Genomic DNA, 25,331 nt, shown 5'->3' with positions numbered 1-25,331 from the left:
CTGGCTAAAGCTAAGTGTTGCTGTGGGCAGGATTGATTTCTTTTAAACAAGCATAGATCCGTTCAATATCTTGTGTCGTGCCTCGCAGCTCGAAATCCGCTAAGAACGGGATCGAAAATTGTTCCGCATATTGCTTTGCGGTCAAGCAATATTGATAATTAAAGTTTTTGTTGCCGCTGCCGATCACGCCTAAGCAAAGAACGGCGTTGTTTTCATAGTCAATGTATTCCCGCATGGTTTCTGTGAGGATCTCCTGATCGCCGTTATCGACGCCGTTTCCACCTTCTAAATAGGTAGGGACAAAAACCACATAAGGTTCGTCTTCTTGTTCAAAGACACTATTGTCATGAATTTCTTTGGCTTCCCAAGTGCTCGGTGTGTCTTGCTGATCTGCATAGGCCAACAAGCGGTTGACGAATGCACGGGTATTTCCAGAGATTGAAATATAAAGTAGTTTCATTTTTTCATCACCTTCCGCTTTCTAGTATAACAGAAACCATTTATGAAAAGAGGAGAACTTCGGCAGTCTTTTCTAGTAAAATGCAGCCAAAGGCTTTAAACTGAGAGAGGAGTCCAATACAAAGGAGTGGCAATAATGTTTTCAAAAATGCATCATGTGGCGATCATCGCTAGTAATTACCAACAGACCAAAGAGTTTTATGTAGAAAAATTAGGCTTTGAAGTGATTCGTGAACATGCGCGCCCAGAAAAGAAAGATGTAAAAATCGACTTGCGCTTTGGGGAATCAGAAATAGAACTGTTTGTGGTGGAAAACCCACCAGCAAGACCAAGTTTTCCCGAAGCAGCCGGCTTGCGACATTTGGCCTTTGCGGTGGAAAATATTGAAGCAGTCGTAGCGGAGTTAGCCACTAAAGGGATTGTGTGCGAACCGATTCGTTTTGATACCTTCACCAATAAGAAGATGACCTTTTTCCAAGATCCAGACGGCTTGCCGTTGGAATTACATGAATAAACAAGGAAGACTTTGTGTTGATCCTTTGTCGATTCAACTTGGTTTTTCTTGAGAGAATTGTTATTCTATGTATAGAAGCAAGGAGGAAAAAACGTGATAAGATTTGCAAAAGAAGAAGATCGTTTTGTCATGGCTGAACTCGTTTTAGTCATTTTAAAGGACATGGAATTGCCGTTTGTCAAAGAGATCGGAGAAGCCAAGACCTTAGAGATCTTAGCAGATGCCATGCTAGAACCCGATTATCGTTACGGCTTTCGCCGTGCGCTAGTCAATGAGATCGACGGAGAAGTTGCTGGCGTCGCCTTTGGATATCCAGACAAAGAAGAGGCGACGATCGATCAGCCTCTAGATAAAGTGCTGGAACAGTACGGTTTGAGTAAAGACATGAAGCTGTTTATCGATGAAGAGACTTTACCAAATGAATGGTACTTAGATACCATCTGTGTGGCTGAGAAATTTCGGGGCAAAGGCGTCGGCTCAGCCTTGTTAGAAGCATTGCCGAAAATTGCTTCTAGAGATGGTTATGAGGTGATCGGCTTGAGTGTTGACCGAGCAAATCCCCATGCGAAGCGGCTCTATGAAAAGCACGGATTTGAAGTCGTGGCCCAAAGAGAGATCAGTGGCCATCTTTACGACCATATGCAAAAAAGAACCAGCTGATTTTTCAGCTGGTTCCATTTGTTAGTCGAAGCTCAAGAGGATGGTCTTTTTTGCGGTGCCGATTGTACAGCCAGTAATCCATGACGGCCGCAATACAGATGCAGACCGGCGCATCCCGGTCATCGACAACATCCAGTACATAATAATCCCCCGTCAACAAGGTCGCTTTGTCCATCTCCATAATCTTTTTATTGAAATGATGGATCCCATAGCGATGATTATAGATATCGCCGTGGACCGCCCAGTGAAGCTGCTGGATATAGTAGAAATCACCTGGCCAGTTAAAGATTTTTTGCAGTGTACCGACTTTCTCAAAGTCTTTGTAGATCTCAAAGCGTGTACCAAAAGTAAAGCTGATTTGTTTGATACTAGCGACCATTTGCCCATTTAAACGGTAAAGGGAGAGGGCATCGCCCTTGGTTCCCCAACGTCCCACCATCAAAAATAGTGATTTGCCTGTTTCATCTTTGACAATGGTTCGTGTGACTCTGCTAAGTTGCCTATCTTGGATGAAAAATTCTGACATACTTACGCCTCCTCATGTATCCCCAAAAAGCTGCGTGGTTTAAAGATTTTCATCAATTGCCCGAACGATTGCTTTGCCGACACCAGCCTCAATATTGGTGTCCGTCAAATACTTCGCGACTTCTTTTACCTCTAACTCGCCATTTCCCATTGCAAAACTAACGCCTGCCAGTTGCAGCATACTTACATCATTTAAGTTGTCACCGATCGTCATCACTTCCGCCAGTGAGATCATCCGATCTTTGGCGACATGTGCCACTGCGATTCCTTTTTGCGCGTTTCGGTGGTTGATCTCAATATTGTTTTGTCCAGAAGAAGTCACCACTAGATCGCCGTACCCATCGATGATTTTCGTGATAGGACCCAATACCCGGGCACCGTCTTGGTGGAAGCAGATCACTTTCAAAAATTCTAATTCTTCGATCGAAAACAACTCACTGAAATCATCGACATAATTGATCGGTAAAAATTCTAAACGGGCAGCTGTCATAGCAATCGCCATCTTATGGGTTAAATGGGGCATTGCTTCTGCCGTATGGATCGCAAAATTTTCGATCCGACGTGTCTGACTTTCCGAATAGATCCCATTGCTCGTTGAGATCTCAAAATAGATGTCGTTTTCTTTTAGTAGGTCGATCAACGAACGAGTTTGTTCATGGCTGATCGGCACAGTAAATAATGAATTACCCGCTTCGTCATAGACTTGGGCCCCATTCAAGGTGATCATGGCACAGTCGATCCCGGCTTCTTGCAGCGGCGGCAATGCCTCTTTACGGTTACGGCCAGTTGCGACCATAAATTCGATTCCTTTGGATTGGGCATATTTGATTGCTTGGATATTTTCTTCTGAAATCTGCATACTGGCATTTAAAAGCGTACCATCCATATCAGAAGCAATTAATTTGATCATTGTCAGCGTCCTTTCTTAATCGTTTCTACAAATAGTGTACCATAAATCACGGATTTTTTTTCTTTCGAAGAGTAATTCTTGTTTCTAAGGGGAGGGATTTGTTATCCTAGAAGAAAACAAAGGAGATTCGCCATGAAACGACTATTGGACAATGAATGGCAAGAACAATTGCAGGAATCATTTGAGCAACCCTATTACCAACAACTACGGGCTTTCTTGAAACAAGAATATGCCCAGCAAAAGATCCATCCAGCGATGGATCATATTTATGAAGCACTTAAACTGACACCATACCATGACGTAAAAGTTGTCATCTTAGGTCAAGATCCTTATCATGGCCCTCACCAAGCCCACGGACTGTCGTTTTCCGTGCAGCCGGGGGTCAAAATACCGCCTTCCTTACGCAATATTTACAAGGAATTAGCCGATGACTTAGGAATTGCACCTGTGTCCCATGGCTATCTTGTGCCATGGGCGCAGCAAGGGGTCTTATTGTTGAATACCGTATTGACGGTACGTGAGGGACAAGCCTATTCACATCACGGGCATGGCTGGGAGCAGCTGACAGATACGATTATCGAAAAATTGAATCAACGAGAAGAACCGGTCATTTTTGTGCTTTGGGGCAAACCCGCTCAAAAGAAAGCCGCTTTACTAGATACCAGCAAACATATTATTATAACAGCGCCTCATCCAAGTCCGTTGTCGGCACATCGAGGATTCTTTGGTTCAAAGCCTTTTTCTAAGATCAATCAAGCGTTGCTGGCATTAGGGGAAGAACCGATTTCTTGGGCGTTACCAGAAAAAATAACACAGTTGTAAAACTGTGTTATTTAGAACTGACGATTTTGTGAAAAAGGTAACGATATTTAAAATAATCGACTAATACAGGATTTTTATCTGTTCTTTTTTTCGCAGTTATTGTACAATGGAAGGGTATAAAAAAACTGGAGGTCTTTACCCGTGGAATTATTCGAAAGTTTAAAATTTAAAATCGTGCGTCGTCATATCAAAATCGTTTTTCCAGAAGCAACAGATCCTCGTATCTTAGGTGCTGCTAGCCGTCTACGTTCAGAAGAATTGATTGAACCCGTTTTGATCGGTAACCCGGTTGAAATCGAAAAAGCAGCAGAAGCTCGCGGAATCAACGTATCAAACTTTGAAATTTTAGATCCTGAAAATTATGATCGTTGGGATGAAATGGTTGAAGCTTTTGTGGAACGCCGCAACGGCAAAGCAACGAAAGAACAAGCAGAAGAAATCTTAAAAGATGTCAACTATTTCGGTACAATGTTGACTTACATGGGCATTACTGAAGGAATGGTTTCCGGAGCGATCCATTCTACGGGTGATACAGTAAGACCCGCTTTACAAATCATCAAAACAAAACCAGGTGTGAGCCGTACAAGTGGTGCTTTCTTAATGGTTCGTGGTCGTGACCAAGAAAAATACTTGTTCTCAGACTGTGCCATCAATGTAAACCCAAATGCACAAGAACTAGCAGAAATCGCTGTTGACTCAGCGAAAACCGCTGAATTATTTGAAATCGATCCAAAAGTTGCTATGTTAAGCTTCTCAACGAAAGGTTCTGCGAAAGCACCGGAAGTAGATAAAGTCGTTGAAGCAACAAAAATCGCCAAAGAATTGGCACCAGAATATCAAATCGATGGAGAATTGCAATTCGATGCTGCGTATATCTCAGCAGTTGCGCAATTGAAAGCTCCTGAATCTGAAGTAGCAGGTAAAGCAACCGTCTTTGTTTTCCCCGATTTACAATCAGGAAACATTGGCTACAAGATCGCCCAACGTTTCGGTAACTTTGAAGCGATTGGACCAATCTTACAAGGGTTGAACAAACCAATCTCTGATTTGTCCCGTGGTTCAAATGAAGAAGATGTCTACAAATTATCAATCATTACTGCGGCACAAACATTAATGGAAAAATAAGCAGCCAATCGCTGCACTTATGAAAAACTGATCCCTTGAGGGTCAGTTTTTTGTTTTGCTTTTGGAAAGTTGAGGGCAACAAAGCAGGGGGCGTCCATATGAATCAACGATCCAGTGGTCGTCGGGAAATTTTCCTTAAGCTCCTTCTTTACAATTCCTTGAAAAACAAGCTATACTAGCAACTAGTAAATTAGATTGATCAAAGGATGGGGACTATGTTTACCATTAACGACTTAGAAGCAACCGCAGCATTTGCAAAAATCATTGGAGAAGTAGCCGAGCCAGGGGATAATCTGGTATTGACGGGCGACTTGGGTGCTGGCAAAACAACATTGACGAAAGGCATCGCCTTGGGGTTAGGGATCGAGCAACTGATCAAAAGTCCGACCTATACGATCATTCGTGAATATACCAATGGGCGGATGCCCCTGTACCATATGGATGTCTATCGGGTGGAATACGGTGCAGAAGATTTAGGACTGGATGATTATTTCGAAGGGGATGGCTTGTGTGTGATCGAGTGGGGCAATCTCTTAGAAGCCTCCCTGCCAGAGGATTATTTAGAACTGATTTTGGAAAAAGATGATACAGATGAACAAAAACGTCTTGTGAAATGTCATGCATATGGCACCAAAGCAACCGCCTTTTTGCAACGGATCACAACCAAATGGCAGGCAGCCCATGAGTGAGATCCAGATACAGATCAAAGAAGCCACGGGTGCTGATGCCAAAGCTGTGTTAGCAGTCAGTCAACAGCTAGGAGAAGAAACGGATTATCTCTTGATGGACGAAAGCGGCTTGGCGTTGCCAGAAGCCCTATTGGCAGAACAGCTGGACGCTATCTATGAACGGGAGGACTATTTGCTGTTGCTGGCATTTGATCAAGAACAGTTGATCGCCATGGCATCAGTCAAAGGCAACGAAGAGTGGCAATTAGCCCATGTCGGGGAGATCGGTATCTCGATTTTAAAAGACTATTGGGGATTGGGCTTAGGTTCGCTCCTGATTGAAGAATTACTGGACTGGGTAGTAGAAGTTGGCGAATTGACCCGCATCGAGTTGACCGTCCAAGCGAGAAATCTACGAGCGATCCATCTTTATCAAAAATTTGGTTTTTTAACAGAAGGCTGCATGAAAGAAGCAGTGCAAACCCGCGAGGGGCAAAAAGTTGACGTCTTGATGATGGCACGTCTTTTTGAATCATAAAAAAGGAGTGAAGGAAATGGAGTTTCGGGAACCGACGATCGCAGACTGCGATCAAATCGAAGCGTATCGGCAAGCCTTCGAGAAGAATCAAGAAGTCATCCATGGTGGGGCAGGACTTGTAGAAAGTCCGACAGCTAAAGACTGGCTAAAGGGATTGGCGGATTTTAAAACAGCAGAAACGGTACCAGAAGGATTCGTTCCCGCCCGTACCTATCTGGCTATCCAAGATCAAAAAGTGGTCGGTCTCTTGAATCTGCGTCTGACGCTTAATGAATACTTACGCCAAATTGGCGGACACATCGGGTATTCGGTGCACCCAGATCATCGAAAGCAAGGCATCGGCTCGGCAATGCTGGCACAGTCATTGGTAAAGGCCAAACAATTTGGCTTGAAAAACGTGTTAGTAACCTGTGAAGAAGCCAATCGTGCCTCCGCCAAAGTCATTGAAAATAACGGCGGTAAACTAACCGAAAAAGCCATTGATCCTGAAGATGGCGCTGTAATCTGTCATTATTGGATCGATCTAACTTAAAATGAATCCTTCCTTAAATGAAAACGTGCGTCCTAAAGTCAGCATTGCGCTAGACTTTAGGACGCACGTTCTTATTTATTTGACTAAAACCAATTTTTTTAATGGATCGATGCCAAATTCTTCTTCTTGACGCAATAAGATTTGGGCACATGCCCGGCTATCTTCCAAGGCATCATGGTGGTTTAGTAAAGGAATCTGCAATTGCTCACAAACCGTATTTAATTTGTGGTTCGTAAATTCTGGATACAGTTTGCGGCTTGTTCGTACCGTGCACAAGGAAAGATAGTTTGGTTGTGACAACCCATAATAGTCAAGACACCCCGCCAAAACGCCGGTATCAAAACCAGCATTATGCGCAACGATCAGACTGTTTAATTGATAATATTGTTGGATTTGTTTCCATACGTCAGGAAACTTAGGCGCTTCTTGCACATCTTCTGGACGGATGCCATGAATTTGAATGTTTTTCCAAAAAAATTCCGTTTCCGGTTGGATCAATGTGTAATATTCGCCCACGATTTTGCTGTCTTGTACCATGACTAGTGCAAGGGAACAGGCACTATGCTTTTGATAATTTGCTGTTTCAAAGTCCATTGCGATAAAATTCATCAGACTCACCTCATTGCCATTCTAGCACAAAATCAAAGAATGAAAAGCGAACAAACGTTAAGAAAAACTGAAGTTTTCCTACGGTTAGTTGAGATCCAGTTCCACCGGACAATGGTCACTGCCGATGATATCTGTATGGATCTTGGCGTCTAGCAAGCGCTCATTTAAGTCATCCGAAACGACAAAGTAATCGATGCGCCAGCCGGCATTGTTTTTGCGAGCGTTGAAACGGTAGCTCCACCAAGAATAAATGCCTTCTGCATCTGGATAGAAATAACGGAACGTATCGGTAAAGCCAGCAGCCAAAAGAGTTGAAAACTTTTCCCGTTCTTCAGGTGTAAACCCAGCACTTTTTTGATTGGTTTTCCAGTTTTTGATATCGATATTTTTATGGGCAACATTCAAATCACCACAGAGAATCACTGGCTTTTGTTGTTTCAATTCAGTCAAGTAAGCCAAAAAGGCATCTTCCCAAGTCATGCGATAATCCAAGCGGCGCAATTCATTTTGGGAATTCGGTGTGTAGCAAGTAATCAAGAAAAATTCAGGATACTCCAGCGTGATGACGCGACCTTCCGTATCATGTTCTTCGATTCCTAATCCATAACGGACGGATAGCGCAGGTTCTTTTGCGAAAATCGCCGTGCCAGAATAGCCTTTCTTCTCCGCATAATTCCAGTATTGATGATAGCCTGGTAAATCCAATTCGATCTGACCTTCTTGCAGCTTTGTTTCTTGTAAACAAAAGAAATCAGCATCGAGGGCTTCAAACACTTCAGAAAAATTTTTTTTAACGATGGCCCGTAAACCATTCACATTCCAAGAAATAAATTTCATTAAGACTCCTCCTTATTTTCCACTACGCCTCCCATTTTACCTAAAAAAGCCAGAAGCGCAAAGCAAGTGAGCGGAATAAGGAAAACAAGGAGGAAGAATGAGGATTAAATTTGGATGCTAGAGAAAATTCGTTTGTGGTACGAAAAAGGATTAATAAATCCTTACTTTTCCTTACGTTTTATGTTACAATCGTTTTGAAAAGGGGGCAGTTCACATGACGATCAAAGCGCAAGTTTCAGCGAAAATGACTTCGAAAAATCAAATAACTATTCCAAAAAGTGTGCGGCAAAAGTTAGGCTTAAAAGAGAATCAGCGGGTAATTTTTGAATTTACTCCAGAAGGCGAGATCAAGGTAACAGGCGAAAAAGCAGCACCTTCCTTTGAAGATTTTTGGAAACAAGAATTAGCGATCGTAGAAGAAACGGGGAAATTTGATACAGGTGAGATGTTTTTTGGAGAAGATTTAGGTGAGGAGAATATTGAATGGTAAGACAAGGAGATATTCTTTTTATTGACTTAAATCCCACCAAAGGAAATGAAATGGCAAAAAAAAGACCGTGTGTGGTGGTTAGTAATGATTATTATAACAAGAGTTTCAATACCGTCTTAGTGATGCCAATCAGTAGCTCAAAAAAATATGTAGAAGAAAAATTCGCTCGATCGAATGCGTTTCAAACAGTTACCGAAACACAAAAGAGTAAAGTTCAAGGGACGATTCTTTGTCAGCATATTCGCAGTGTGGACCTCTTGCATCGCAGCAACTTAGAAGTAGTCGATAAAGTCACTACGGAGATGAAAGAACGATTATCTGAAATAACAAAACACTTTTTTTGAAGCTTACTCTTTATTAATCAGGTCATTCGATTATTAAGCTTTTCTTTGATTCACCAGAGGTAGCAACTTTTCCTTGAACATGCTAAAATAAGTGAGATGTTTATTGTGAAAGGAAACCTTCTCGTGAATAAAGACTTGATGATTGCGCAATTCCCTGAAATTGCCTTATTAAAAGATGAACCCTTATTGAACTATACGTATACAAAAACTGGTGGACCGGCAGACATTTTGGCTTTTCCCAAAACAGCAGAAGAGGCTAAACAGCTGCTTGATTATTGCCGAGAACAAGCGATTCCTTGGATCGTCTTAGGAAACGCCAGCAACTTGATCGTCCGTGATGGTGGTATTCGTGGCGTGGTGATCATGCTGTCGGAAATGAACCAAATCGTGGTAGACGGCACTTCTTTGATCGTCGATGCTGGAGCAAAGTTGATCGATACGACCTATGTCGCTTTGCATGAATCCTTGACTGGTTTTGAATTTGCCTGCGGGATTCCCGGCAGTGTCGGCGGTGCCGTCTTTATGAATGCAGGCGCCTATGATGGCGAGATCCAAGATGTCTTTGCGTCCTGCGACGTTTTGCTGGCTGATGGTCAAATCGTGACATATACCAAGGAAGAAATGGAATTTGCTTATCGTCATAGCAAGTTGCAAGAGCAAAAGATGATCATTTTGAGCAGTCGCTTTGATCTAACAAAAGGTGATCAAGAACAAATCAAAAAGCGAATGGATGAACTGACAGAATTGCGGCAATTGAAGCAACCGCTAGAATACCCCTCTTGTGGGAGTGTCTTCAAACGTCCAGTCGGTCATTTTACCGGCAAGCTGATCCAAGATGCAGGCTTACAAGGACTGAAATGGGGCGGTGCCCAAATTTCAGAAAAACATGCGGGCTTTATCGTGAATGTCGATCAAGCAACAGCCACGGATTACGTTGAACTGATTGCCCATATCCAACAAGTCATCAAAGAAACTTTTGATGTCACCTTAGAAACAGAAGTCCGAATCATCGGTGAAGAATAGATTAGCGAAAAGATTGTCCCCCGGGGCAATCTTTTTTTCATGAGAGCTAATAAAAAGAGCTTAGGATTGTAAGCTTTCGCAGTCTTCGGTACAATAAACGAAAAGGAGTGAGCAGGATGAAAAAGTGGGGACGCATCATTTTGTTTGTTGGGTTCGCCTTTCTTTTCGGTGGCTGTACGAAATTACCGCAAGAACAGTTTGCCGAACAGTTGACGAATCAGCAAGCAACGAATGCTGGTGAATTCCAAGCGACGATCGATACCTTTGAGATAGGCAACAGCAGCGAATACGGTCAAGAAGCCGATAGGTATGCCTCTATGTTGATGTCACAGTTAGTAGGCTCGTCATTTAAAGGGGACTTCGTCCAAGACAAGGAAACCAAAGCGATTTTACTCAATCTGGCAGTCGCTTATGGGGGGCAGGAGCTGCCGATCAAGCTGATCGTCGATCCTGAAAAACAAGAAGCGTATGTGTCAGCTGAAATCTATGAAACACTGCAAGGGTATATCAGCGCATTTGGTGATGACAGTTATGGAACAACACCAGACGCTGGGGAATATGAGGGCAAGTACCTGCGCATCGATCAAGAAACCTTAGATTCTTACTTTGGCGAAGGAACTTTTGCAGAGGACGACGAGGAGACAACCGAAGCAGAAAAAGCGCCTGAAAACTTCTTTACCATGAACAGTCTTTTTCATAATGAGACGTTTGCAGACTATTTGAAAACCTTCGAACCGGATGCTTTCAAAAGAGATGGAGATACGATCAGCCATACGTTTACCAAAGAAGAATTGGCAGATTATGCAACCTATGCCCAAGAACACGGTGCCGATCAAAAGCAAGTCGCCGAATTAGAAACGATGCTGGAAGAAGTCGAGCAGTTTGACTTAGCTATGACCGTCAATACGAAAACAAATCAGCAGAAAATGGCTTTTCACTTCGTGCAAGCGGATGAGCTGCAAACGACTATCGGAGCTACGGTGACTTTTACAGGAAAGAAAAGTGATACTGCCGTTGCGATCCCCACAGCGGAAGAATTGATTGACCCAGAAGAATTGTTTTCTCCCTATGATTATGGCTGGGATGACAGCTATGACGATGGGTATGAGAATGATTATGATGATGAGTACTGGGATAGCTATGATGAAGCCGATGATTGGTCTTCTTATATGCTGACGGATGAGGAGTTCGAGGAACTGCTACTGCAAATCAAGCAAGAGCTGCCTTATTTGACCCAAGCAGATATCGATGATTATCTGACATTTTATGAAGAGTATTTGACCCAAGAGCAGTATCAAGAGCTTGTCGAAGCACTCCAGATGACACAAAGTTTATGAGTCACTCAAAAGGGAAGCGACCGCCTAAGTTAGCCAAAAAGCTAACTTTAGGCGGTCGCTATTTTTTAGATTCGATTTTTTTTGCGGTTCATGACTAAGCGCAAAAGAACGGTTCCAACTGCCATCGTGGCGATTCCCGCCACAATGGCTTCAGGCACGCCTTGGGCGAAGATCACACCCAAAATCGCTGCGTAAACAGCATTGCCGGCTTTTCCCACAACCTCCGCATATTCTTGCTGGAACAAGAAGTAGATCAAGTTCATTACCAGAATCGTATTCGTCAAACCTCCGGCAACACCAGCAATCAGTAGCGAAAGACTTTGCTGTTTGTTTTTCCAGATTTTTTGACAGCCTTTATAAACAAAGTAAGGAACGACACCAATCAAAATACGGGGAATCAGCGCTACGAGGATCGCTTTCCAACTTCCTTGATCACTCCCATAAATCGGTACGAAAGGAGAGAAGACAAAAGAAAGCGGGGTGATGATCCATGTCGAACGCACCATACTGATGATCCCAAAGGCGCCGCCTAAAAAGCCGCCGATCCGAGGGCCCAATACAATGGAAGCGATGATCACAGGAATGTGCATCGTTGTCGCATTGATTGGTCCTATGGGAATAAACCCAAGAAAGGGTACCGATGCTAAAAGAATCAAGATTCCTAAAAAGAAAGCTGTTAAGACAAGTTCAAAAGTTGATATTTTTTTCATTATTAGACACTCCGTACTTCCAAAGCAGTCAATGCTTTTTCGAGAATCGTTTCTGTTGCTGCTAATGCGCCTCTGCCGAAATCACCGCAAGCCAGTAACGCTTCACGGGGTTCAATCTCTTGGAAGCCGACTTCTTTCAAAATCCCCAAATTTCTTTGAACAATCGGGTTTTCGTACATGACGGTATTCATGGCTGGCGCAATCAAGCGGGGCACGGATAACGGCAACGCTAAGGCAACTGTTGAGATCAAATCATCGGCTATCCCATGCGCCAGCTTGCCAATACTGTTGGCACTGGCTGGGGCGAGCAAGAAAAGATCGGCTTGTTTGGCTAGTTCAATATGATTGATCCGATCTGGTTGACGTTCTTGCATAACATCCACATGGATCGGGCGTTTGGATAATGACTGTAGAGTCAAAGGCGTAATAAATTGTGTGCTATTTTGAGTCATTAAGACATCCACTGCATAGCCCTTTTTGGTTAATTCATTGGTTAGGTCGGCTGCTTTGTATGCAGAGATACTGCCGCTGACGCCAAGCAGAACGTGTTTTTGTTTCATGTTTCTTTCTCCTTTTCTAAAAAACATCTAGCTAAGCACGCAGGTCATTGCGTAATGTGTCAACGATCAAGGTTGCGATCTCAGCTTTTGTGCGGCCAGTCCCGATTTGTCCTTCTTGTGTCAAAAGGTGTCCGACATGCTGGTTTCCAGAAATTTGCGTCAAGTCGTTGGCCAACACATAATCCGCTTGGCTAGCCAGCAGACTTTTTCGTGCGACCGCAAACAACTCGGCTTCCGCGACGGCTACTAATAATTTGAATCCGACTAATAAGGTTGTCGGCTGTAATGCTTTGATGGTTTGGATCACTTTCGGGGTTTTCTTCAACACTAAAAACAAATGATCCGTATTGGAAGAAACTTTGCCTGCCGTTGCTTCAGATTGTTCGAGCACGTGTGCCATCAATGCCGGAGTGACCTGGTTGTCATAAGTCGGTAGGGCATCGTTGATTGCTTCATAAAAGGCTGCTTCTGAAAAATGAGCAGCAGGGGTAAAATCACTAACTGCCATACTGTGGATCACGGCAGCATACGAATGGGTCGTCAATAAATCGGTCAATTGCCCCAACAAGTCCGTGGTCCCTTCAATGAAATGACAGGTAACTCGTGGATCGGTAGGCGGTTGCTTGGCAGTTTTCGTCGTAACGTAATCGATGGTCACCTCAGGGTACCGCAGCCATTCATTGGCAATCGCTTGACCAAGTGAACCCGTGGAATGATTCGTGATTGCACGGACATCATCGATTTTTTCGGAAGTACCGCCAGCCGTAATCAAAATTCTCATTGCCCTTGTGACACCTCAACGATCGTCCGTCCTTGGTGCGTGCCAGCTAATAAAGCTGCCAACGTTTCTGGTAAGTCTTCCAAAGTGATGGCTTTCGTGTAAAGCTGATCGATCACATTCCACTCACCCGCTAATTTCTCCCATAATGCCGTGCGGATCTCATGGGAAACATTGACTGAATCGATCCCAATTACGCGAATCCCACGCAAAATAAAGGGTAAGACAGTCGTTTCGATTTTGATCCCACCAGCATTGCCGCATAAGAAGGCACCGCCCCCATAAGCGATTTGCGGAAGCACTGCCGCAAGCAATGGACCACCAACCGTATCGATGACCGCTGCAAACGATTGTTTTGCTAATGGTTTGACCTTTTCGGGTACCACTTCATCCGGACGGATGATTTTTGCTGCGCCTAGGTCTAACAACCATTGCGCATCGGTTTTACGAGATAGCGCCACTATATTTGTATAGCCCAGTTTTTTCAAAAAGGCAATGCTGACACTGCCGACGCCACCGCTCGCACCTGTCACCAAAATCGCAGCGTCTTTTGCTAAGTGCAGCTGCTCTAATTCTTGCACCGCTAAAGCTGCTGTGAACCCAGCCGTGCCATAGGTCATACTGTCTTTCGCTGAAAAACCAGCAGAACGTTTCACGAGCCACTCGGCTGGGACCTGTTGAAATTGACTGTAACCGCCTGGGTGAGAAACCCCTAAGCCATAGCCAGTCACTAAAACTTGATCGCCTGGGGCAAAATCAGCAGACTGACTGTCCACGACTTCCCCTGCTAAATCGATTCCCGGCGTCATCGGATACGTGCGAATCACGCCGCCATTTTCATTTGCTGCCAAGGCATCTTTGTAATTGACATCTGAGTAATCAACCCGGACAAGCACATCGCCTGCTGGCAGCTCGTCAAGGGTTGCAGTTGTGAGTGAAGCAGTAAAATTTGGTTCATTCATGACACGAAAGGTAGAGAAATTCGTCATTTCAGACACTCCTTTGATGGTTTGTACTCATAATACCATAAGTTTTATTTTTTTAACCAGTGAAGCAAGAAAAGGCAGGGCTTCTTATCAAAAAATCAGTAAAAACAGATCATTATTAAATCTACCTTTTCTTCGTTAAAATAGAAGTTGTTCTTTTAAACCTGTGAAAAGCGAAAATGACGGGACCGCCAATCCTTTCCTTTATAGCACAAGCGTTTAGCGTCACTCCTTTTTTTGAGCAGCAAGAAAAGAATTCAAAGAAATGCAGAAAAAAGGCTTGTGTTTTCTGCAATAATTTGTATACTAGAAAAAGTGAAATTAAACATGAAGTTTACTTATAGCAAACTTTTTTACTTGCAGTTGTGTCAATAAAAGGGGGAATGAACATGGAGATTGGCGAGAAGCTGCGCAATTTGCGCGTTCAAAAGAATTTGACCCAAGAAGAATTAGGCGAGCGGACCGATTTGACGAAAGGCTATATCTCACAGTTGGAACGTGATTTGAGTTCGCCTTCTATGGAAACTTTTTTTACGATCTTAGAAGTTTTAGGCGTGACACCAGAGGAATTTTTCCGAGAAGAAAATGCGCAGCATCAAGTGGTTTATCGCGAAGAAGACAGTACGCTTTATTATGATGAAGAAAATGGCTATGAATTGAAATGGCTGATTCCCGATTCCAATGAAAAAGAAATGGAGCCAGTCTTGCTGACTTTTGATAAAGCCGGCGAATACAAGACCTTTGAACCATCGTTAGCAGAAACATTTATCTATGTCTTAGAGGGCAGTGTGGCGTTGTCGTTAGGAGAAACGCAGTACAAGGCTCGTAAAGGCCAATCGATCTATTATCAGGCGACTGAGCCGCATCAATTAAAAAATATCGCCGGCAAAAAAAGCCGTGTGCTCGTAGTCGTAACGGATTCTTATTTATAGTACAGGAGGAAAGAGTGTGGGAAAAACAATAATTTCATTCAACAATGTGGTGAAACGATTTGATGATGATGAAACAGTTTTGAAAAAAGTGAGTTTTGATATTGAAGAAGGTCGCTTTTATACATTGTTAGGTCCTTCAGGTTGTGGAAAAACAACTATTTTACGCATCATTGCGGGTTTTTCGGACGCAACAGAAGGCGACGTTTATTTTGATGGACAAAGAATTAATGACGTTCCTGCCAATCAACGGCAAGTGAATACTGTCTTTCAAGATTATGCCTTATTCCCACATATGAACGTTTTTGAAAATGTGGCATTTGGTCTGCGAATCAAAAAATTACCAAAAGATGAAGTGAATAAAAAAGTCTTAGAAGCGTTACGGTTAGTACAACTTCCTGGTTATGAGAATCGTGAAATCAGCGAAATGTCAGGAGGTCAACGCCAACGGGTCGCAATCGCACGAGCGATCGTCAATGAACCCAAAGTATTGCTTCTTGATGAACCATTGTCCGCATTGGACTTGAAATTGCGAACTGACATGCAATACGAGCTGCGGGAATTGCAGCAGCGACTAGGCATCACCTTTATTTTTGTCACCCATGACCAAGAAGAAGCGTTGGCGATGAGTGATGAGATTTTCGTTATGAACAAAGGGAAAATCGTCCAAAGTGGCACGCCAGTGGATATCTACGATGAACCAATCAACCATTTTGTAGCGGATTTTGTTGGTGAAAGCAACATCGTTACAGGTACGATGATCGAAGACAACTTAGTGGAGTTTGTCGGCAAGCAGTTTGAATGTGTCGATGGCGGGATGCGTCCGAATGAAGCCGTTGAGATCGTGATCCGTCCGGAAGATTTGAATTTGACGACCGTTGAGAAAGGCAAGTTAGTCGTTGAAGTGGATACTCAATTGTTCCGAGGCGTGCATTACGAAATCATTTGTTACGACGAACAAGGCAACGAATGGATGGTTCACTCTACAAGAAAAGCCACTGAAGGAAGTAAGATCGGTCTTTCCTTTGAACCAGAAGACATCCACGTCATGCGTTTCAATGAGTCCGAAGAAGATTTTGATGCTCGTTTAGAGAGCTACGAAGATTAGGAGGGAAAGCAAATGACGAAAATGCGTCGTTTTTATGCGATACCCTATGTCTTTTGGTTATTGCTATTTGTTATTGCACCAGTCTTATTGATCATCTACCAATCCTTTTTTGATATGAACGGCAACTTTTCGCTGGTCAATTATCAAAGCTACTTAGGTTCTGGCAAATATTTGATCATGACCTTAAACTCGGTTTGGTATGCCTTTTTGATCACCTTGATTACCTTAGTGATCAGCTACCCGACAGCCTATTTCTTAACTAAGCTGCGTCACAAAGATTTGTGGCTGCTGTTGATCATCTTACCAACGTGGGTCAACTTATTGTTAAAAGCCTATGCGTTTATTGGGATTTTCGGCATTCATGGCAGTGTCAACAACTTCCTAGAAATCATGGGGGTTGGACCAAAGCAGATTTTGTTTACTGACTTCAGCTTTTTGACGGTTGCCGTCTATATCGAACTGCCCTTTATGATCATGCCGATTTTTAATGCCTTAGAAGAAATGAATCCCTCTTTGATCAGTGCCAGTCGCGATCTAGGGGCAAACAGTTATGATACTTTCCGACGAGTGATTTTCCCTCTTTCGTTAAACGGGGTAAAAAGCGGCGTCCAAGCCGTCTTCATTCCATCGCTCTCCCTCTTCATGTTGACCCGTTTGATTGGGGGAAATCGCGTGATCACGCTTGGTACGGCGATCGAGCAGCACTTTCTCGTTACCCAAAATTGGGGCATGGGTTCGACCATCGGCGTCATTTTGATCATCGCCATGTTCCTCGTGATGTTGTTTACGGGAGAAAAGAAAAAAGGAGGGCAACGTAAATGAAAAAATTTCGCTGGTCGAATCTTTATCTGATCGTCGTCTTTATTCTTTTGTACGTGCCGATCTTTTATTTGATTTTCTATTCCTTCAATGAAGGAGGCACCATGAATGCTTTTACGGGTTTCACTTTTGAACATTACCAATCCGTCTTTCAAGATACCCGCTTGATGATCATCGTGTTGAACACCTTTATGCTGGCATTTTTATCAGCATTACTGGCAACGATCATTGGCACATTTGGTGCGATGGGCATCTACTATACCCGCAAGCGCCGAACGAGAACGGCCTTGTTGAGTTTAAATAATATTTTGCTGGTTTCACCAGATGTCATCATTGGTGCCAGCTTCTTGATTTTCTTTACGATGATCGGCAACTTGTTCCGTGGGTTTAGCTTAGGCTTTTTCAGCGTATTGCTTTCGCATATCGCCTTTAGTATCCCGATCGTGGTCTTGATGGTCTTGCCGAAATTGCAAGAGATGAACGATTCAATGATCGATGCTGCCCGTGATTTAGGCGCGAATAATTTTCAAGTCATCAAAAATATCATTTTGCCTTTCTTGACACCGGGCATCATCGCCGGCTATTTCATGGCCTTTACTTATTCACTTGATGATTTTGCCGTGACATTCTTTGTGACGGGCAATGGCTTTAGTACCTTATCAGTAGAGATCTATTCTAGAGCACGTCAAGGAATCAGTTTAGAAATCAATGCATTAAGCACACTTGTCTTCTTATTCTCCATGATTCTGGTGGTAGGCTATTACTTTATCAGTAAAGAAAACGGCGCGAAGAAATTACGTAAAAACCGCCGTGTGGAGGTGGCAAATCTGCGATGAAACGACTACAATCTCTGATTATCGGTATTGTTGCGATCGTCCTGATCTTGCTCTTTGGTGTCCGTGAATTGGAACGCACCTCTGGTATGGCAGGTGCTGAGGTCGTCAACATCTACAACTGGGGCGACTACATCGACCCTGATTTGATCAGTAAGTTTGAAGAAGAGACTGGCTACAAAGTCAATTATGAAACCTTTGACTCAAATGAAGCGATGTTCACGAAGATCCAACAAGGCGGTACGTCTTATGACATCGCCATACCGAGTGAATACATGATTGAGAAAATGATGGAACAAAATCTTTTAAAACCATTGGATCACAGCAAAATCAAAGGGCTAGACAATATCGACCCTCGCTTTTTGGACCTGAGTTTTGATCCTGGCAATCAATATTCGATCCCTTATTTCTGGGGAACACTGGGGATCGTCTATAACGATAAGTTCTTTGATGAAGGTGAAATCACCCAATGGGACGATCTTTGGAAACCCGAATTAGCAAATAGCATCATGCTGATCGATGGCGCGCGTGAAGTAATGGGATTAGGTTTGGACAGCTTAGGCTATTCTCTTAACAGCAAAGACGATGATCAGCTGCAAGAGGCATTCAATAAGCTGCGGACCATGACTCCAAATATCAAAGCCATTGTCGCAGATGAAATCAAGATGTACATGGCAAATGAAGAAGCATCGGTTGCGGTCACATTTTCTGGGGAAGCAGCCGACATGATGTACGAGAACGAGCACATTCATTACGTGATCCCTTCAGAAGGCTCCAACTTGTGGTTCGATAATATGGTCATTCCTAAGACCTCACAAAACGAAGCCGGCGCCTACGCCTTCTTGAACTTTATGCTGGAACCCGAGAACGCTGCACAAAACGCAGAATACATCGGCTATTCCACACCTAACCAAGCAGCCATGGCATTACTGCCAGACGAGATCACCGAAGACGAACAATTCTATCCATCCGATGAATTGATGGAACACCTCGAAGTCTATGAAAACTTAGGTGCTGAGTATCTGGGCATCTATAATGATTTGTTCTTGGAATTGAAGATGTATCGGAAATAAGCAAACTGCCATTAAGCAGGGAATGGATCCTGTTTAATGGCAGTTTTTTAGTAATGAATAGTCTATTTCAGCACTATACGAATATAATCATCAAAAAATTAAGTGTCTATTGATCCAAATCATTGGTAAAATATCTTCATTCAAGTTCTATTCCGCAATACTGCTTCCTCCTCCCAAGTTGCCGGATTCAATGGATCGTTAGAAGCTGTTTTCTGGTTGATGAGCTCTTGATAGGTATTGCTTTTCTTTTCTAAATAAGCGACTCGTTTTTGCGCTTCTGTAAGTTTAACGAGCGCTTTTTCTTTTTGCGATTGAATGATGTCGGCTCTTTCTTTGATCGTCGAATCGCCAAGGAGGCAAAGCGAAATATAATGCTTAATGGCTTCTAAAGACATGCCTGTTTCGCGCAAATTCTTGATACCAGTTAACCAATTGATGGAAGTCTGATTAAAAACCCGTCTGTTGTTTTTGTCCCTGATCAAACTAGGAACCAAACCCATATCGGTATAATAGCGAATCGTGTGTTCAGACAATTCAGTGATCGTGGCTGCTTCTTTGATAGAGTAAATGTTGGTCACGCCTTTCATAATTTGCTGAAGTCAAGCAAGTCGTTTGAACGTATTAGTAAAAACTGTTGTAGATCATTTTCTTTTTATATCGCGTATTATAGCACAGATAATTTTGTGGAGAAAAGTAGCTTCCTATTTGAGAGCCTCAAAAAGACAAAAGGTGGAAGAAAAATGATTGTTAGAAACTCCTTGACTTCGAGTGACTCGAAGATGCTAAAGTTTAGCTAGCTTAACGAGTGCATAAGGTATCGATGAAGGAGGGAATTGTAATATGAAGAATAGAAAAATCAGAAGTTTAGCAGTTTCGCCAATCGGAATGGGGTGTATGGGGTTTTCTCACGGATATGGAAAGGTGCCAGAAGAAAAAGAGAGTATTGCATCTATTCGCAAAGCTTACGAATTTGGCTGTACATTTTTTGATACAGCAGAAGCTTATGGAAAAGAAATGTTTTATTCTGGACATAATGAGGAGTTGGTGGGTAAAGCACTGTCGCCTTTTCGAAACAAAGTTGTTCTTGCCACCAAGTATCATCTCGACGAAAAAGAAGTGAATGAAAGCACAACTCTTTACACAGCCATCCGTAACCATTTGATTGCTTCAATGGAAAAATTGCGCACCGATTATGTTGATCTCTATTATCTTCATCGAATCAATGAACAGCTTTCTTTAGAAGAAATAGCTGATGTGATGGGACGATTGATCAAAGAAGGTATGATCAGAGAATGGGGACTCTCACAAGTTTCCGTGGAGACACTTGCTAAAGCACATGGGATTACCCCCGTTGGTGCTGTGCAAAATCTCTATTCAATGGTTGAGCGTGATTGTGAGCGAGAGATTTTCCCCTATTGTCTTGAGAACGAGATCGCCGTCGTTCCTTTTTCACCAATCGCTAGTGGGTTTTTATCTGGAAAAGTCACACCAGATACATCCTTTGAAGGGGATGATGTTCGCAAATTCGTCCCTCAGCTGGCTAAAGAAAACCTCGTAGCCAATCAACCGATTTTAAATATGCTAGCAGAAGTCGCTCAAGCAAAGCAGTCGACAAATGCCCAAATTTCATTGGCGTGGATGCTTCACAAGTACCCGAATGCAGTGCCGATTCCTGGATCAAAAAATCGAGGCAGGATTTTGGAAAATCTAGCTGCTTGGGATGTACAGCTTACAGATACCGAGTTTCAAGTAATTGAAAACCAATTGAATCAAATACCTGTATATGGCCATCGAGGACATGTCGAATCACAACAACAATCTTTCGGAAAACAGTGGGACAAACACTAAATAAAGAAAAAGTTGGAAAAGCAGACTGCATGACAAATGTAGTCTGTTTTTTTGCGTATAGTTCATTAACAGAAATTTTTGCCATCTTACTTCTCGCAATAAATGATTCTTGTTTCACCCACTAAAAAAGCTGATCAAAATATTGCGCGATGCTTAAAAAAGAATTATGATGTGCTTATCTATTATATCTATCAAGATCCTTTTATTGCTTGGAATTATACGAAGCAACGTGAAAAAATAGAAGGACGCTTTGTTCCTAAAGAACATTTTATAAATGCTTTTTTTCAATCAAGATATAACTTGATTAAAATGAAGGAATTGTATAAAGAAAATGTGACCGTTAATATTTTTATAAAAGATTTTCAGAATCGCCATTCTCATACGTTGATGGCAGTTGACAATGTATCGTTCGCTTTGCCATTAACATACACAAAGGAAGAATTGGAGGAGAAGCTCAATGACTGAGAAAGAAAAAGTAGAAACAATCATGATACAATATCATCGAAACTTCTCGATCTTACAGAAAAAGGCAACGCCTAGCGAATTGAAAACAGTTTTAAACTTTGTTGCAGAAGAATCGAACCGTAAACAGCGAGTGCTTGTTGGCTTAGAGAAAGAAGAATAAGTGGTCAATGAAAAAATTTAGGTTTCTTAAGAATGACCATTGAACAAGTAAAACCCGAGATAAGAAGCAAGCGCTTCTTATCTTTTTTTGTATCATTATGGCGGCGTGCCATAACGTTAGGATCAAAATAGAATAAATTCACAAAAAGTGCTTGACCTAAAGTTAACTCTAGGTGGTATCTTTTTAGATAGAAGAAATGAGCAGCGATTGTTGAAACTCAAAAAATCACGATTTCCCTTTAGGATAACTTGCTATTTCTCGGTTTGATAGGAATTCTAAAAAGAGCGTCTAGCTCCGATTGCCGCATTTTTTTATTCCAGAGAGCGATCCACTCATTTCGACTTCGTGTCTTTTTCCTTGTGAGTAAACACACGAATCATTCAAACATTTCTACAGGAGGTACGTACATGTTATTAGAAAAAATCAAAAGCCCTAAAGAGTTAAAAGAATTGACCAGTGGGCAACTTCAAGAACTGGTAGTAGAAGCACGAACTGCTTTATTGGAAAAAATCAGTCACCATGGGGGGCATAATGGCCCCAATCTGGGGATGGTTGAGATGACGATCGCGTTGCATAAAGTCTTTGATTCTCCCACAGATAAGCTGATTTTTGATGTGTCTCATCAGACTTATATCCATAAAATGCTGACAGGACGCGCCCATGCCTTTCTCGATGCTGCGAAGTTTGATGCGGTTTCTGGTTACACGAATCCGAAAGAAAGCGAGCACGATCTCTTTACGGTCGGTCATACCTCCACCTCAGTTTCGTTGGCAAATGGTGTGGCGAAAGCCCGTGACCTAAAAAATGAAACGTATAACGTCGTTGCCGTGATTGGTGATGGTTCTCTATCAGGCGGTTTAGCGTTTGAAGGCTTGAACAATATCGTGGAATTAGGCACCAATACCATCGTGATTCTCAACGACAATGACCAATCGATTGCAGAAAACCATGGGGGGATGTACCAGAATTTGCGGGCATTGCGGGAAACCAAGGGGCAAGCAGCAGACAATCTGTTCAAAGCGATTGGTTTTGAGTACCACTATTTGGATGAAGGAAATGATCTCGCTGCCTTGATCGCTTTATTTGAAAAAGTGAAAGACATTGATCATCCTGTTTTATTACACATTCATACGATCAAAGGCAAAGGCTTCAAGTTTGCGGAAGAAAATCGTGAAAAGTTTCATGCAGGCGGTCCCTTTCATTTAGAAACCGGCGAATATATTTCTACTGGCGGCAATCAAGTAACGTACAATAGCTTAACGACGGATTATTTATTAGAAAAAATGGCGACAGATCCTACAGTCGTGGCAGTAAATGCTGGTACACCGATGCTGCTTTTTTCTCCAGAACAACGAGAAAAAGCAGGTAAACAATTTGTAGATGTGGGTATTGCAGAAGAACATGCGGTATCGATGGTTGCTGGGTTAGCAAAAAATGGAGCGAAACCTGTCTGGGCCGTTTTTTCTACCTTTATGCAACGTAGTTTTGATCAAATTTCCCATGATTTGGCCTTAAATCATCTGCCGGGAACGATTCTGGTATACGGTGCATCGATTCATGGAATGAATGACGAGAGCCATCTGGGAATTTTTGATATTCCATTTTTGGCACATATTCCCAACCTTGTTTATCTTGCGCCAACCTCTAAAGAAGAATATCTAGCAATGTTGGATTGGTCGTTGGAACAAACTAACGCTCCAGTTGCGATCCGGGTACCGGTTGGACCTGTCAACGAAACGGTACGAGCAGCCTCTACTGACTACAGCGATCAAAAAAATGAAGTGACTCAAGCTGGCACGCAGGTAGCCATCGTCGGTGTTGGGAACTTTTATGCGCTAGCGGAAGAGATCGCAGAACAATTGAAAATGCAACATGGAATTACGCCAACGGTGATCAATCCTAAGTTTATTTCAGGGGTCGACAAAGAGTTGTTGGATGCTGTGGCACGATCGCACAAACTCGTTGTCACGTTGGAAGATGGCATACGAGAGGGTGGCTATGGACAAATGATTGCCAGCTACCTAGGTGATCGTGAGATTGTCGTCAAAAACTATGGCTTAGAAAAGAAATTTTATGATAATTACCGGGCAGCGGACGTTTTATCTGAACTTGGTATCACCGTTGAGACAATTACGAAAGACGTTATGGAACAGTTACAGCAATCAATTCACTAAAGCATTCTGAGTAGTTACAGTCGATTTATGAAAAGAAGGAAACCTTGCAGAAAACATACTGCAAGGTTTCTTTTTTTTAGACAAACATAAATGAGTTCCAGCAATCGCCATAGAAACCTAGCAAAATACAGAAGACCAATGCTTTTCAAGCATAAAGCCCAAGCGCGTTAAGCATTGGTCAACGAGGACAATCTAGCGAATAATAAGGTAGTGAAAGGATCACTTTGTCATCTTGGACTATTGGGTTCAGAGACAAGGAAGAAAAGGTGTTTTTAAGGAAAGGGGTATTTATGAAATTTTTTTCTATGAAGTTGTTGGCACTGCTGTCGGTGGCAATGGTTGTCTATTCGGCACCGGCGATTTCTGCCAATGTCCCAGCGATTGCGGCAAGCTTTCCAGAAGTTGATGCGGTCTACATTGGGTTACTGACCACGATTCCATCATTGTTTCTTTTACTGGGGATTTTTACTACCAGCATGATCGAAAAAAGGATCGGCAAAAAATACACGATGGTCACCGGCTTGGTCATTGTGGCGGTTTTTGGCACGCTGCCGGCATGGTATCAGGGGAGCTTTCCCGTCTTGTTTCTTTCTCGAGGGATTCTTGGCTTCGGGATCGGCTTATTCAATCGTTTGGCGATTCAAATGATTAGTTTGCTGTTTCAAAATGAGCCGCAAAAGAAAGCCAAAGCTCTTGGATTAGAAAGTGCCGTTGGTGGTTTAGGTGGTATCTTTATGACTTTGCTGGTTGGGCAGCTAGTGAAAATCAGTTGGGAAATGTCCTTCTTGGTTTATGGCTTTGCCCTGATCAGTCTCTTCTTTGTCCAGCTGTTTATTCCAAACGAAACACAGGCTGTGACTAATGAGACGTTATTGGCGAACGTCACGGTTTCAAAAGAACGGAAACAGCGATCATTCGTTCTGGGTGTGCTCTTGTTTCTAATCGTTGTCTTATTTATTAATTACAATTTACAGATCACACCATTGTTATTGGAAAAAGGAATCGGGGACGCCACTGAAGGCAGTAACATGATTGCCGCCATTGCGACGGGAGCATTCATCGCCGGCAATGCCTTTGGCTTGATATACAGTCGCCTACATCGCTGGTTGCTGCCCATTGCGGCATTGCTTGCAGGAAGCAGCATCTATTTGACTTATCCATTGCAGACAGTGGGGCTACTCTTGGGTTGTTCTTTATTATTAGGCTTTGCCTTTCGCAGCATCATGCCTTTTTTCACCCACTTGCTGACGACTGGTGGTGAAGCAGAAGCTAAGTTTGGCACGATCGTCTCGATCGTTGCTTACAATTTAGGGGTCACGCTCGCACCCTATGCATCACGCTTGCTGATACTAGTCAGCGGCAATGAAACAGCAGGGATGCAGATGATCTTATCAGGGGGCATGCTATGCCTGATTGGTATGATCGCCCTTTTGGGAAATAAATTCTTTTTGTATTTTGAACGAGGGTAGGCATACGCTGGCGTGCTCCACGCTTT

Annotated in this window: 31 protein-coding genes; 21 read left to right on the top strand and 10 right to left on the bottom strand. The window is 42.8% G+C overall.

Annotated features, from left to right (window positions below; translation table 11 throughout):
• Positions 1-10: 10 nt before the first annotated feature.
• Positions 11-460, bottom strand: coding sequence for a class Ib ribonucleoside-diphosphate reductase assembly flavoprotein NrdI (gene nrdI / locus IGJ26_RS13035; RefSeq protein ID WP_016621614.1), 450 nt, complete (start codon positions 458-460; stop codon positions 11-13).
• 135 nt (positions 461-595) lie between these two features.
• Here nrdI and gloA2 point away from each other — a divergent pair, with 135 nt between their 5' ends.
• Positions 596-973, top strand: coding sequence for an SMU1112c/YaeR family gloxylase I-like metalloprotein (gene gloA2, locus IGJ26_RS13030; RefSeq protein WP_005234127.1), 378 nt, complete (start codon positions 596-598; stop codon positions 971-973).
• Positions 974-1,066: 93 nt separating this feature from the next.
• Positions 1,067-1,633, top strand: coding sequence for a GNAT family N-acetyltransferase (locus tag IGJ26_RS13025; protein WP_005234129.1), 567 nt, complete (start codon positions 1,067-1,069; stop codon positions 1,631-1,633).
• Positions 1,634-1,637: 4 nt separating this feature from the next.
• Here the strand turns inward: IGJ26_RS13025 and IGJ26_RS13020 are convergent, their stop codons facing one another.
• Both IGJ26_RS13020 and IGJ26_RS13015 read right to left on the bottom strand, forming a co-directional pair.
• Positions 1,638-2,159, bottom strand: coding sequence for an LURP-one-related/scramblase family protein (locus IGJ26_RS13020; RefSeq protein WP_005228514.1), 522 nt, complete (start codon positions 2,157-2,159; stop codon positions 1,638-1,640).
• A gap of 39 nt (positions 2,160-2,198) precedes the next feature.
• On the bottom strand, positions 2,199-3,068 hold the full coding sequence (locus IGJ26_RS13015; RefSeq protein ID WP_086297929.1) for a Cof-type HAD-IIB family hydrolase: 870 nt from the start codon (positions 3,066-3,068) through the stop codon (positions 2,199-2,201).
• A 132-nt stretch (positions 3,069-3,200) separates the two neighbouring features.
• Here IGJ26_RS13015 and IGJ26_RS13010 point away from each other — a divergent pair, with 132 nt between their 5' ends.
• From IGJ26_RS13010 to IGJ26_RS12990, 5 genes are all read left to right on the top strand, one after another.
• Entirely contained in the window at positions 3,201-3,890 is a 690-nt protein-coding gene (locus IGJ26_RS13010; protein ID WP_086316511.1) for a uracil-DNA glycosylase, read from the top strand.
• A 141-nt stretch (positions 3,891-4,031) separates the two neighbouring features.
• Positions 4,032-5,015, top strand: a complete 984-nt coding sequence (pta, locus tag IGJ26_RS13005; RefSeq protein ID WP_008380699.1) for a phosphate acetyltransferase — start codon at positions 4,032-4,034, stop codon at positions 5,013-5,015.
• A gap of 215 nt (positions 5,016-5,230) precedes the next feature.
• Positions 5,231-5,704, top strand: coding sequence for a tRNA (adenosine(37)-N6)-threonylcarbamoyltransferase complex ATPase subunit type 1 TsaE (tsaE, locus tag IGJ26_RS13000; RefSeq protein WP_034878371.1), 474 nt, complete (start codon positions 5,231-5,233; stop codon positions 5,702-5,704).
• Positions 5,697-6,221, top strand: coding sequence for a GNAT family N-acetyltransferase (locus IGJ26_RS12995; protein WP_005234141.1), 525 nt, complete (start codon positions 5,697-5,699; stop codon positions 6,219-6,221). The genes tsaE and IGJ26_RS12995 overlap by 8 nt, the downstream gene beginning before the upstream one ends.
• 16 nt (positions 6,222-6,237) lie before the next feature.
• On the top strand, positions 6,238-6,753 hold the full coding sequence (locus tag IGJ26_RS12990) for a GNAT family N-acetyltransferase (RefSeq protein ID WP_061053180.1): 516 nt from the start codon (positions 6,238-6,240) through the stop codon (positions 6,751-6,753).
• A gap of 75 nt (positions 6,754-6,828) precedes the next feature.
• Here IGJ26_RS12990 and IGJ26_RS12985 read toward each other — a convergent pair whose 3' ends face one another.
• Together IGJ26_RS12985 and IGJ26_RS12980 are read right to left on the bottom strand one after the other, a co-directional pair.
• Positions 6,829-7,362 carry a 3'-5' exonuclease gene (locus tag IGJ26_RS12985; RefSeq protein WP_010749886.1) on the bottom strand — a complete coding sequence of 178 codons (534 nt, stop codon included), beginning with the start codon at positions 7,360-7,362 and terminating at the stop codon, positions 6,829-6,831.
• Between the two features lie 84 nt (positions 7,363-7,446).
• On the bottom strand, positions 7,447-8,199 hold the full coding sequence (locus IGJ26_RS12980; RefSeq protein ID WP_005234144.1) for an exodeoxyribonuclease III: 753 nt from the start codon (positions 8,197-8,199) through the stop codon (positions 7,447-7,449).
• Between the two features lie 214 nt (positions 8,200-8,413).
• On the opposite strand from IGJ26_RS12980, the gene IGJ26_RS12975 reads away from it, so the two are divergent.
• From IGJ26_RS12975 to IGJ26_RS12960, 4 genes are all read left to right on the top strand, one after another.
• Positions 8,414-8,689 carry an AbrB/MazE/SpoVT family DNA-binding domain-containing protein gene (locus IGJ26_RS12975; protein WP_005234145.1) on the top strand — a complete coding sequence of 92 codons (276 nt, stop codon included), beginning with the start codon at positions 8,414-8,416 and terminating at the stop codon, positions 8,687-8,689.
• The gene (locus IGJ26_RS12970) at positions 8,683-9,033 is read left to right on the top strand and encodes a type II toxin-antitoxin system PemK/MazF family toxin (protein WP_016621609.1); all 351 of its coding nucleotides are present in this window, start codon (positions 8,683-8,685) and stop codon (positions 9,031-9,033) included. Before IGJ26_RS12975 ends, IGJ26_RS12970 begins: the two co-directional genes overlap by 7 nt.
• A gap of 138 nt (positions 9,034-9,171) precedes the next feature.
• Positions 9,172-10,056, top strand: a complete 885-nt coding sequence (murB, locus tag IGJ26_RS12965; RefSeq protein WP_196043984.1) for a UDP-N-acetylmuramate dehydrogenase — start codon at positions 9,172-9,174, stop codon at positions 10,054-10,056.
• 116 nt (positions 10,057-10,172) lie between these two features.
• Positions 10,173-11,393 carry a hypothetical protein gene (locus IGJ26_RS12960; protein ID WP_061053178.1) on the top strand — a complete coding sequence of 407 codons (1,221 nt, stop codon included), beginning with the start codon at positions 10,173-10,175 and terminating at the stop codon, positions 11,391-11,393.
• A 65-nt stretch (positions 11,394-11,458) separates the two neighbouring features.
• Here IGJ26_RS12960 and IGJ26_RS12955 read toward each other — a convergent pair whose 3' ends face one another.
• From IGJ26_RS12955 to IGJ26_RS12940, 4 genes are read right to left on the bottom strand one after another with little or no spacing between them, the layout of a single operon-like run.
• On the bottom strand, positions 11,459-12,103 hold the full coding sequence (locus IGJ26_RS12955; RefSeq protein ID WP_061053177.1) for an ECF transporter S component: 645 nt from the start codon (positions 12,101-12,103) through the stop codon (positions 11,459-11,461).
• A gap of 2 nt (positions 12,104-12,105) precedes the next feature.
• Positions 12,106-12,663 (bottom strand): phosphopantothenoylcysteine decarboxylase, encoded by a 558-nt coding sequence (gene coaC / locus IGJ26_RS12950; RefSeq protein ID WP_005228528.1) that lies wholly within the window; start codon positions 12,661-12,663, stop codon positions 12,106-12,108.
• Between the two features lie 31 nt (positions 12,664-12,694).
• On the bottom strand, positions 12,695-13,444 hold the full coding sequence (gene coaB / locus IGJ26_RS12945) for a phosphopantothenate--cysteine ligase (RefSeq protein WP_061053176.1): 750 nt from the start codon (positions 13,442-13,444) through the stop codon (positions 12,695-12,697).
• Complete coding sequence (locus tag IGJ26_RS12940; protein ID WP_061053175.1) at positions 13,441-14,430, bottom strand: acryloyl-CoA reductase; 990 nt, start codon at positions 14,428-14,430, stop codon at positions 13,441-13,443. The genes coaB and IGJ26_RS12940 overlap by 4 nt, the downstream gene beginning before the upstream one ends.
• 386 nt (positions 14,431-14,816) lie before the next feature.
• Between IGJ26_RS12940 and IGJ26_RS12935 the strand changes: the two genes are divergently transcribed.
• Genes IGJ26_RS12935 through IGJ26_RS12915 form a run of 5 tightly spaced genes read left to right on the top strand, consistent with a single transcriptional unit; the run spans position 14,817 to position 19,189 of the window.
• Positions 14,817-15,359 (top strand): helix-turn-helix domain-containing protein, encoded by a 543-nt coding sequence (locus tag IGJ26_RS12935; protein WP_008380724.1) that lies wholly within the window; start codon positions 14,817-14,819, stop codon positions 15,357-15,359.
• 16 nt (positions 15,360-15,375) lie between these two features.
• Positions 15,376-16,464, top strand: a complete 1,089-nt coding sequence (locus IGJ26_RS12930; protein WP_005234156.1) for an ABC transporter ATP-binding protein — start codon at positions 15,376-15,378, stop codon at positions 16,462-16,464.
• A gap of 12 nt (positions 16,465-16,476) precedes the next feature.
• Positions 16,477-17,286, top strand: a complete 810-nt coding sequence (locus IGJ26_RS12925; RefSeq protein ID WP_005234157.1) for an ABC transporter permease — start codon at positions 16,477-16,479, stop codon at positions 17,284-17,286.
• Positions 17,283-18,119 (top strand): ABC transporter permease, encoded by an 837-nt coding sequence (locus IGJ26_RS12920; protein WP_005228535.1) that lies wholly within the window; start codon positions 17,283-17,285, stop codon positions 18,117-18,119. Before IGJ26_RS12925 ends, IGJ26_RS12920 begins: the two co-directional genes overlap by 4 nt.
• A complete protein-coding gene (locus IGJ26_RS12915; RefSeq protein ID WP_194199245.1) occupies positions 18,116-19,189 on the top strand; it encodes an ABC transporter substrate-binding protein in 1,074 nt (357 codons plus the stop codon). Before IGJ26_RS12920 ends, IGJ26_RS12915 begins: the two co-directional genes overlap by 4 nt.
• Positions 19,190-19,329: 140 nt before the next feature.
• Here the strand turns inward: IGJ26_RS12915 and IGJ26_RS12910 are convergent, their stop codons facing one another.
• Positions 19,330-19,776, bottom strand: a complete 447-nt coding sequence (locus IGJ26_RS12910; RefSeq protein WP_016612709.1) for a MerR family transcriptional regulator — start codon at positions 19,774-19,776, stop codon at positions 19,330-19,332.
• A 253-nt stretch (positions 19,777-20,029) separates the two neighbouring features.
• Here IGJ26_RS12910 and IGJ26_RS12905 point away from each other — a divergent pair, with 253 nt between their 5' ends.
• The 5 genes from IGJ26_RS12905 to IGJ26_RS12885 all read left to right on the top strand — a co-directional run bounded on the left by IGJ26_RS12905 (position 20,030) and on the right by IGJ26_RS12885 (position 25,305).
• Positions 20,030-21,037: an aldo/keto reductase gene (locus tag IGJ26_RS12905; RefSeq protein WP_086316509.1), complete on the top strand. Its 1,008-nt coding sequence runs from the start codon at positions 20,030-20,032 to the stop codon at positions 21,035-21,037.
• Positions 21,038-21,208: 171 nt separating this feature from the next.
• Complete coding sequence (locus tag IGJ26_RS12900) at positions 21,209-21,502, top strand: zeta toxin family protein (RefSeq protein ID WP_231472762.1); 294 nt, start codon at positions 21,209-21,211, stop codon at positions 21,500-21,502.
• Complete coding sequence (locus IGJ26_RS12895; RefSeq protein WP_086316508.1) at positions 21,495-21,662, top strand: hypothetical protein; 168 nt, start codon at positions 21,495-21,497, stop codon at positions 21,660-21,662. Before IGJ26_RS12900 ends, IGJ26_RS12895 begins: the two co-directional genes overlap by 8 nt.
• 407 nt (positions 21,663-22,069) lie before the next feature.
• The gene (locus IGJ26_RS12890; RefSeq protein ID WP_086316507.1) at positions 22,070-23,836 is read left to right on the top strand and encodes a 1-deoxy-D-xylulose-5-phosphate synthase; all 1,767 of its coding nucleotides are present in this window, start codon (positions 22,070-22,072) and stop codon (positions 23,834-23,836) included.
• Positions 23,837-24,126: 290 nt separating this feature from the next.
• Positions 24,127-25,305, top strand: a complete 1,179-nt coding sequence (locus IGJ26_RS12885; RefSeq protein ID WP_034872112.1) for an MFS transporter — start codon at positions 24,127-24,129, stop codon at positions 25,303-25,305.
• Positions 25,306-25,331 lie beyond the last annotated feature (26 nt).

Origin of the sequence: Enterococcus sp. AZ095a, assembly GCF_050546735.1 — a bacterium.
In the GTDB taxonomy this organism is placed as follows: Bacteria; Bacillota; Bacilli; order Lactobacillales; family Enterococcaceae; genus Enterococcus_D; species Enterococcus_D entomosocium.
The sequence above is the reverse complement of the archived record's forward strand: the minus strand, read 5'-3'. Positions and strand labels throughout refer to the sequence as shown.

Bases quoted from the DNA above. Each gene is read 5' to 3' on its own strand.
- tsaE (WP_034878371.1), top strand. From the start codon at position 5,231: ATGTTTACCATTAACGACTTAGAAGCAACCGCAGCATTTGCAAAAATC.
- IGJ26_RS13015 (WP_086297929.1), bottom strand. From the start codon at position 3,068: ATGATCAAATTAATTGCTTCTGATATGGATGGTACGCTTTTAAATGCC.
- IGJ26_RS12995 (WP_005234141.1), top strand. From the start codon at position 5,697: ATGAGTGAGATCCAGATACAGATCAAAGAAGCCACGGGTGCTGATGCC.
- IGJ26_RS12975 (WP_005234145.1), top strand. From the start codon at position 8,414: ATGACGATCAAAGCGCAAGTTTCAGCGAAAATGACTTCGAAAAATCAA.
- IGJ26_RS12910 (WP_016612709.1), bottom strand. From the start codon at position 19,776: ATGAAAGGCGTGACCAACATTTACTCTATCAAAGAAGCAGCCACGATC.
- gloA2 (WP_005234127.1), top strand. From the start codon at position 596: ATGTTTTCAAAAATGCATCATGTGGCGATCATCGCTAGTAATTACCAA.
- IGJ26_RS12905 (WP_086316509.1), top strand. From the start codon at position 20,030: ATGAAGAATAGAAAAATCAGAAGTTTAGCAGTTTCGCCAATCGGAATG.
- IGJ26_RS12955 (WP_061053177.1), bottom strand. From the start codon at position 12,103: ATGAAAAAAATATCAACTTTTGAACTTGTCTTAACAGCTTTCTTTTTA.
- IGJ26_RS12895 (WP_086316508.1), top strand. From the start codon at position 21,495: ATGACTGAGAAAGAAAAAGTAGAAACAATCATGATACAATATCATCGA.
- coaB (WP_061053176.1), bottom strand. From the start codon at position 13,444: ATGAGAATTTTGATTACGGCTGGCGGTACTTCCGAAAAAATCGATGAT.
- IGJ26_RS12935 (WP_008380724.1), top strand. From the start codon at position 14,817: ATGGAGATTGGCGAGAAGCTGCGCAATTTGCGCGTTCAAAAGAATTTG.
- IGJ26_RS12970 (WP_016621609.1), top strand. From the start codon at position 8,683: ATGGTAAGACAAGGAGATATTCTTTTTATTGACTTAAATCCCACCAAA.
- IGJ26_RS12940 (WP_061053175.1), bottom strand. From the start codon at position 14,430: ATGACGAATTTCTCTACCTTTCGTGTCATGAATGAACCAAATTTTACT.
- IGJ26_RS12890 (WP_086316507.1), top strand. From the start codon at position 22,070: ATGTTATTAGAAAAAATCAAAAGCCCTAAAGAGTTAAAAGAATTGACC.
- IGJ26_RS12920 (WP_005228535.1), top strand. From the start codon at position 17,283: ATGAAAAAATTTCGCTGGTCGAATCTTTATCTGATCGTCGTCTTTATT.
- IGJ26_RS12990 (WP_061053180.1), top strand. From the start codon at position 6,238: ATGGAGTTTCGGGAACCGACGATCGCAGACTGCGATCAAATCGAAGCG.
- IGJ26_RS12985 (WP_010749886.1), bottom strand. From the start codon at position 7,362: ATGAATTTTATCGCAATGGACTTTGAAACAGCAAATTATCAAAAGCAT.
- IGJ26_RS12915 (WP_194199245.1), top strand. From the start codon at position 18,116: ATGAAACGACTACAATCTCTGATTATCGGTATTGTTGCGATCGTCCTG.
- IGJ26_RS12885 (WP_034872112.1), top strand. From the start codon at position 24,127: ATGAAATTTTTTTCTATGAAGTTGTTGGCACTGCTGTCGGTGGCAATG.
- IGJ26_RS12960 (WP_061053178.1), top strand. From the start codon at position 10,173: ATGAAAAAGTGGGGACGCATCATTTTGTTTGTTGGGTTCGCCTTTCTT.
- IGJ26_RS13010 (WP_086316511.1), top strand. From the start codon at position 3,201: ATGAAACGACTATTGGACAATGAATGGCAAGAACAATTGCAGGAATCA.
- IGJ26_RS12980 (WP_005234144.1), bottom strand. From the start codon at position 8,199: ATGAAATTTATTTCTTGGAATGTGAATGGTTTACGGGCCATCGTTAAA.
- IGJ26_RS12925 (WP_005234157.1), top strand. From the start codon at position 16,477: ATGACGAAAATGCGTCGTTTTTATGCGATACCCTATGTCTTTTGGTTA.
- nrdI (WP_016621614.1), bottom strand. From the start codon at position 460: ATGAAACTACTTTATATTTCAATCTCTGGAAATACCCGTGCATTCGTC.
- murB (WP_196043984.1), top strand. From the start codon at position 9,172: ATGATTGCGCAATTCCCTGAAATTGCCTTATTAAAAGATGAACCCTTA.
- IGJ26_RS13020 (WP_005228514.1), bottom strand. From the start codon at position 2,159: ATGTCAGAATTTTTCATCCAAGATAGGCAACTTAGCAGAGTCACACGA.
- coaC (WP_005228528.1), bottom strand. From the start codon at position 12,663: ATGAAACAAAAACACGTTCTGCTTGGCGTCAGCGGCAGTATCTCTGCA.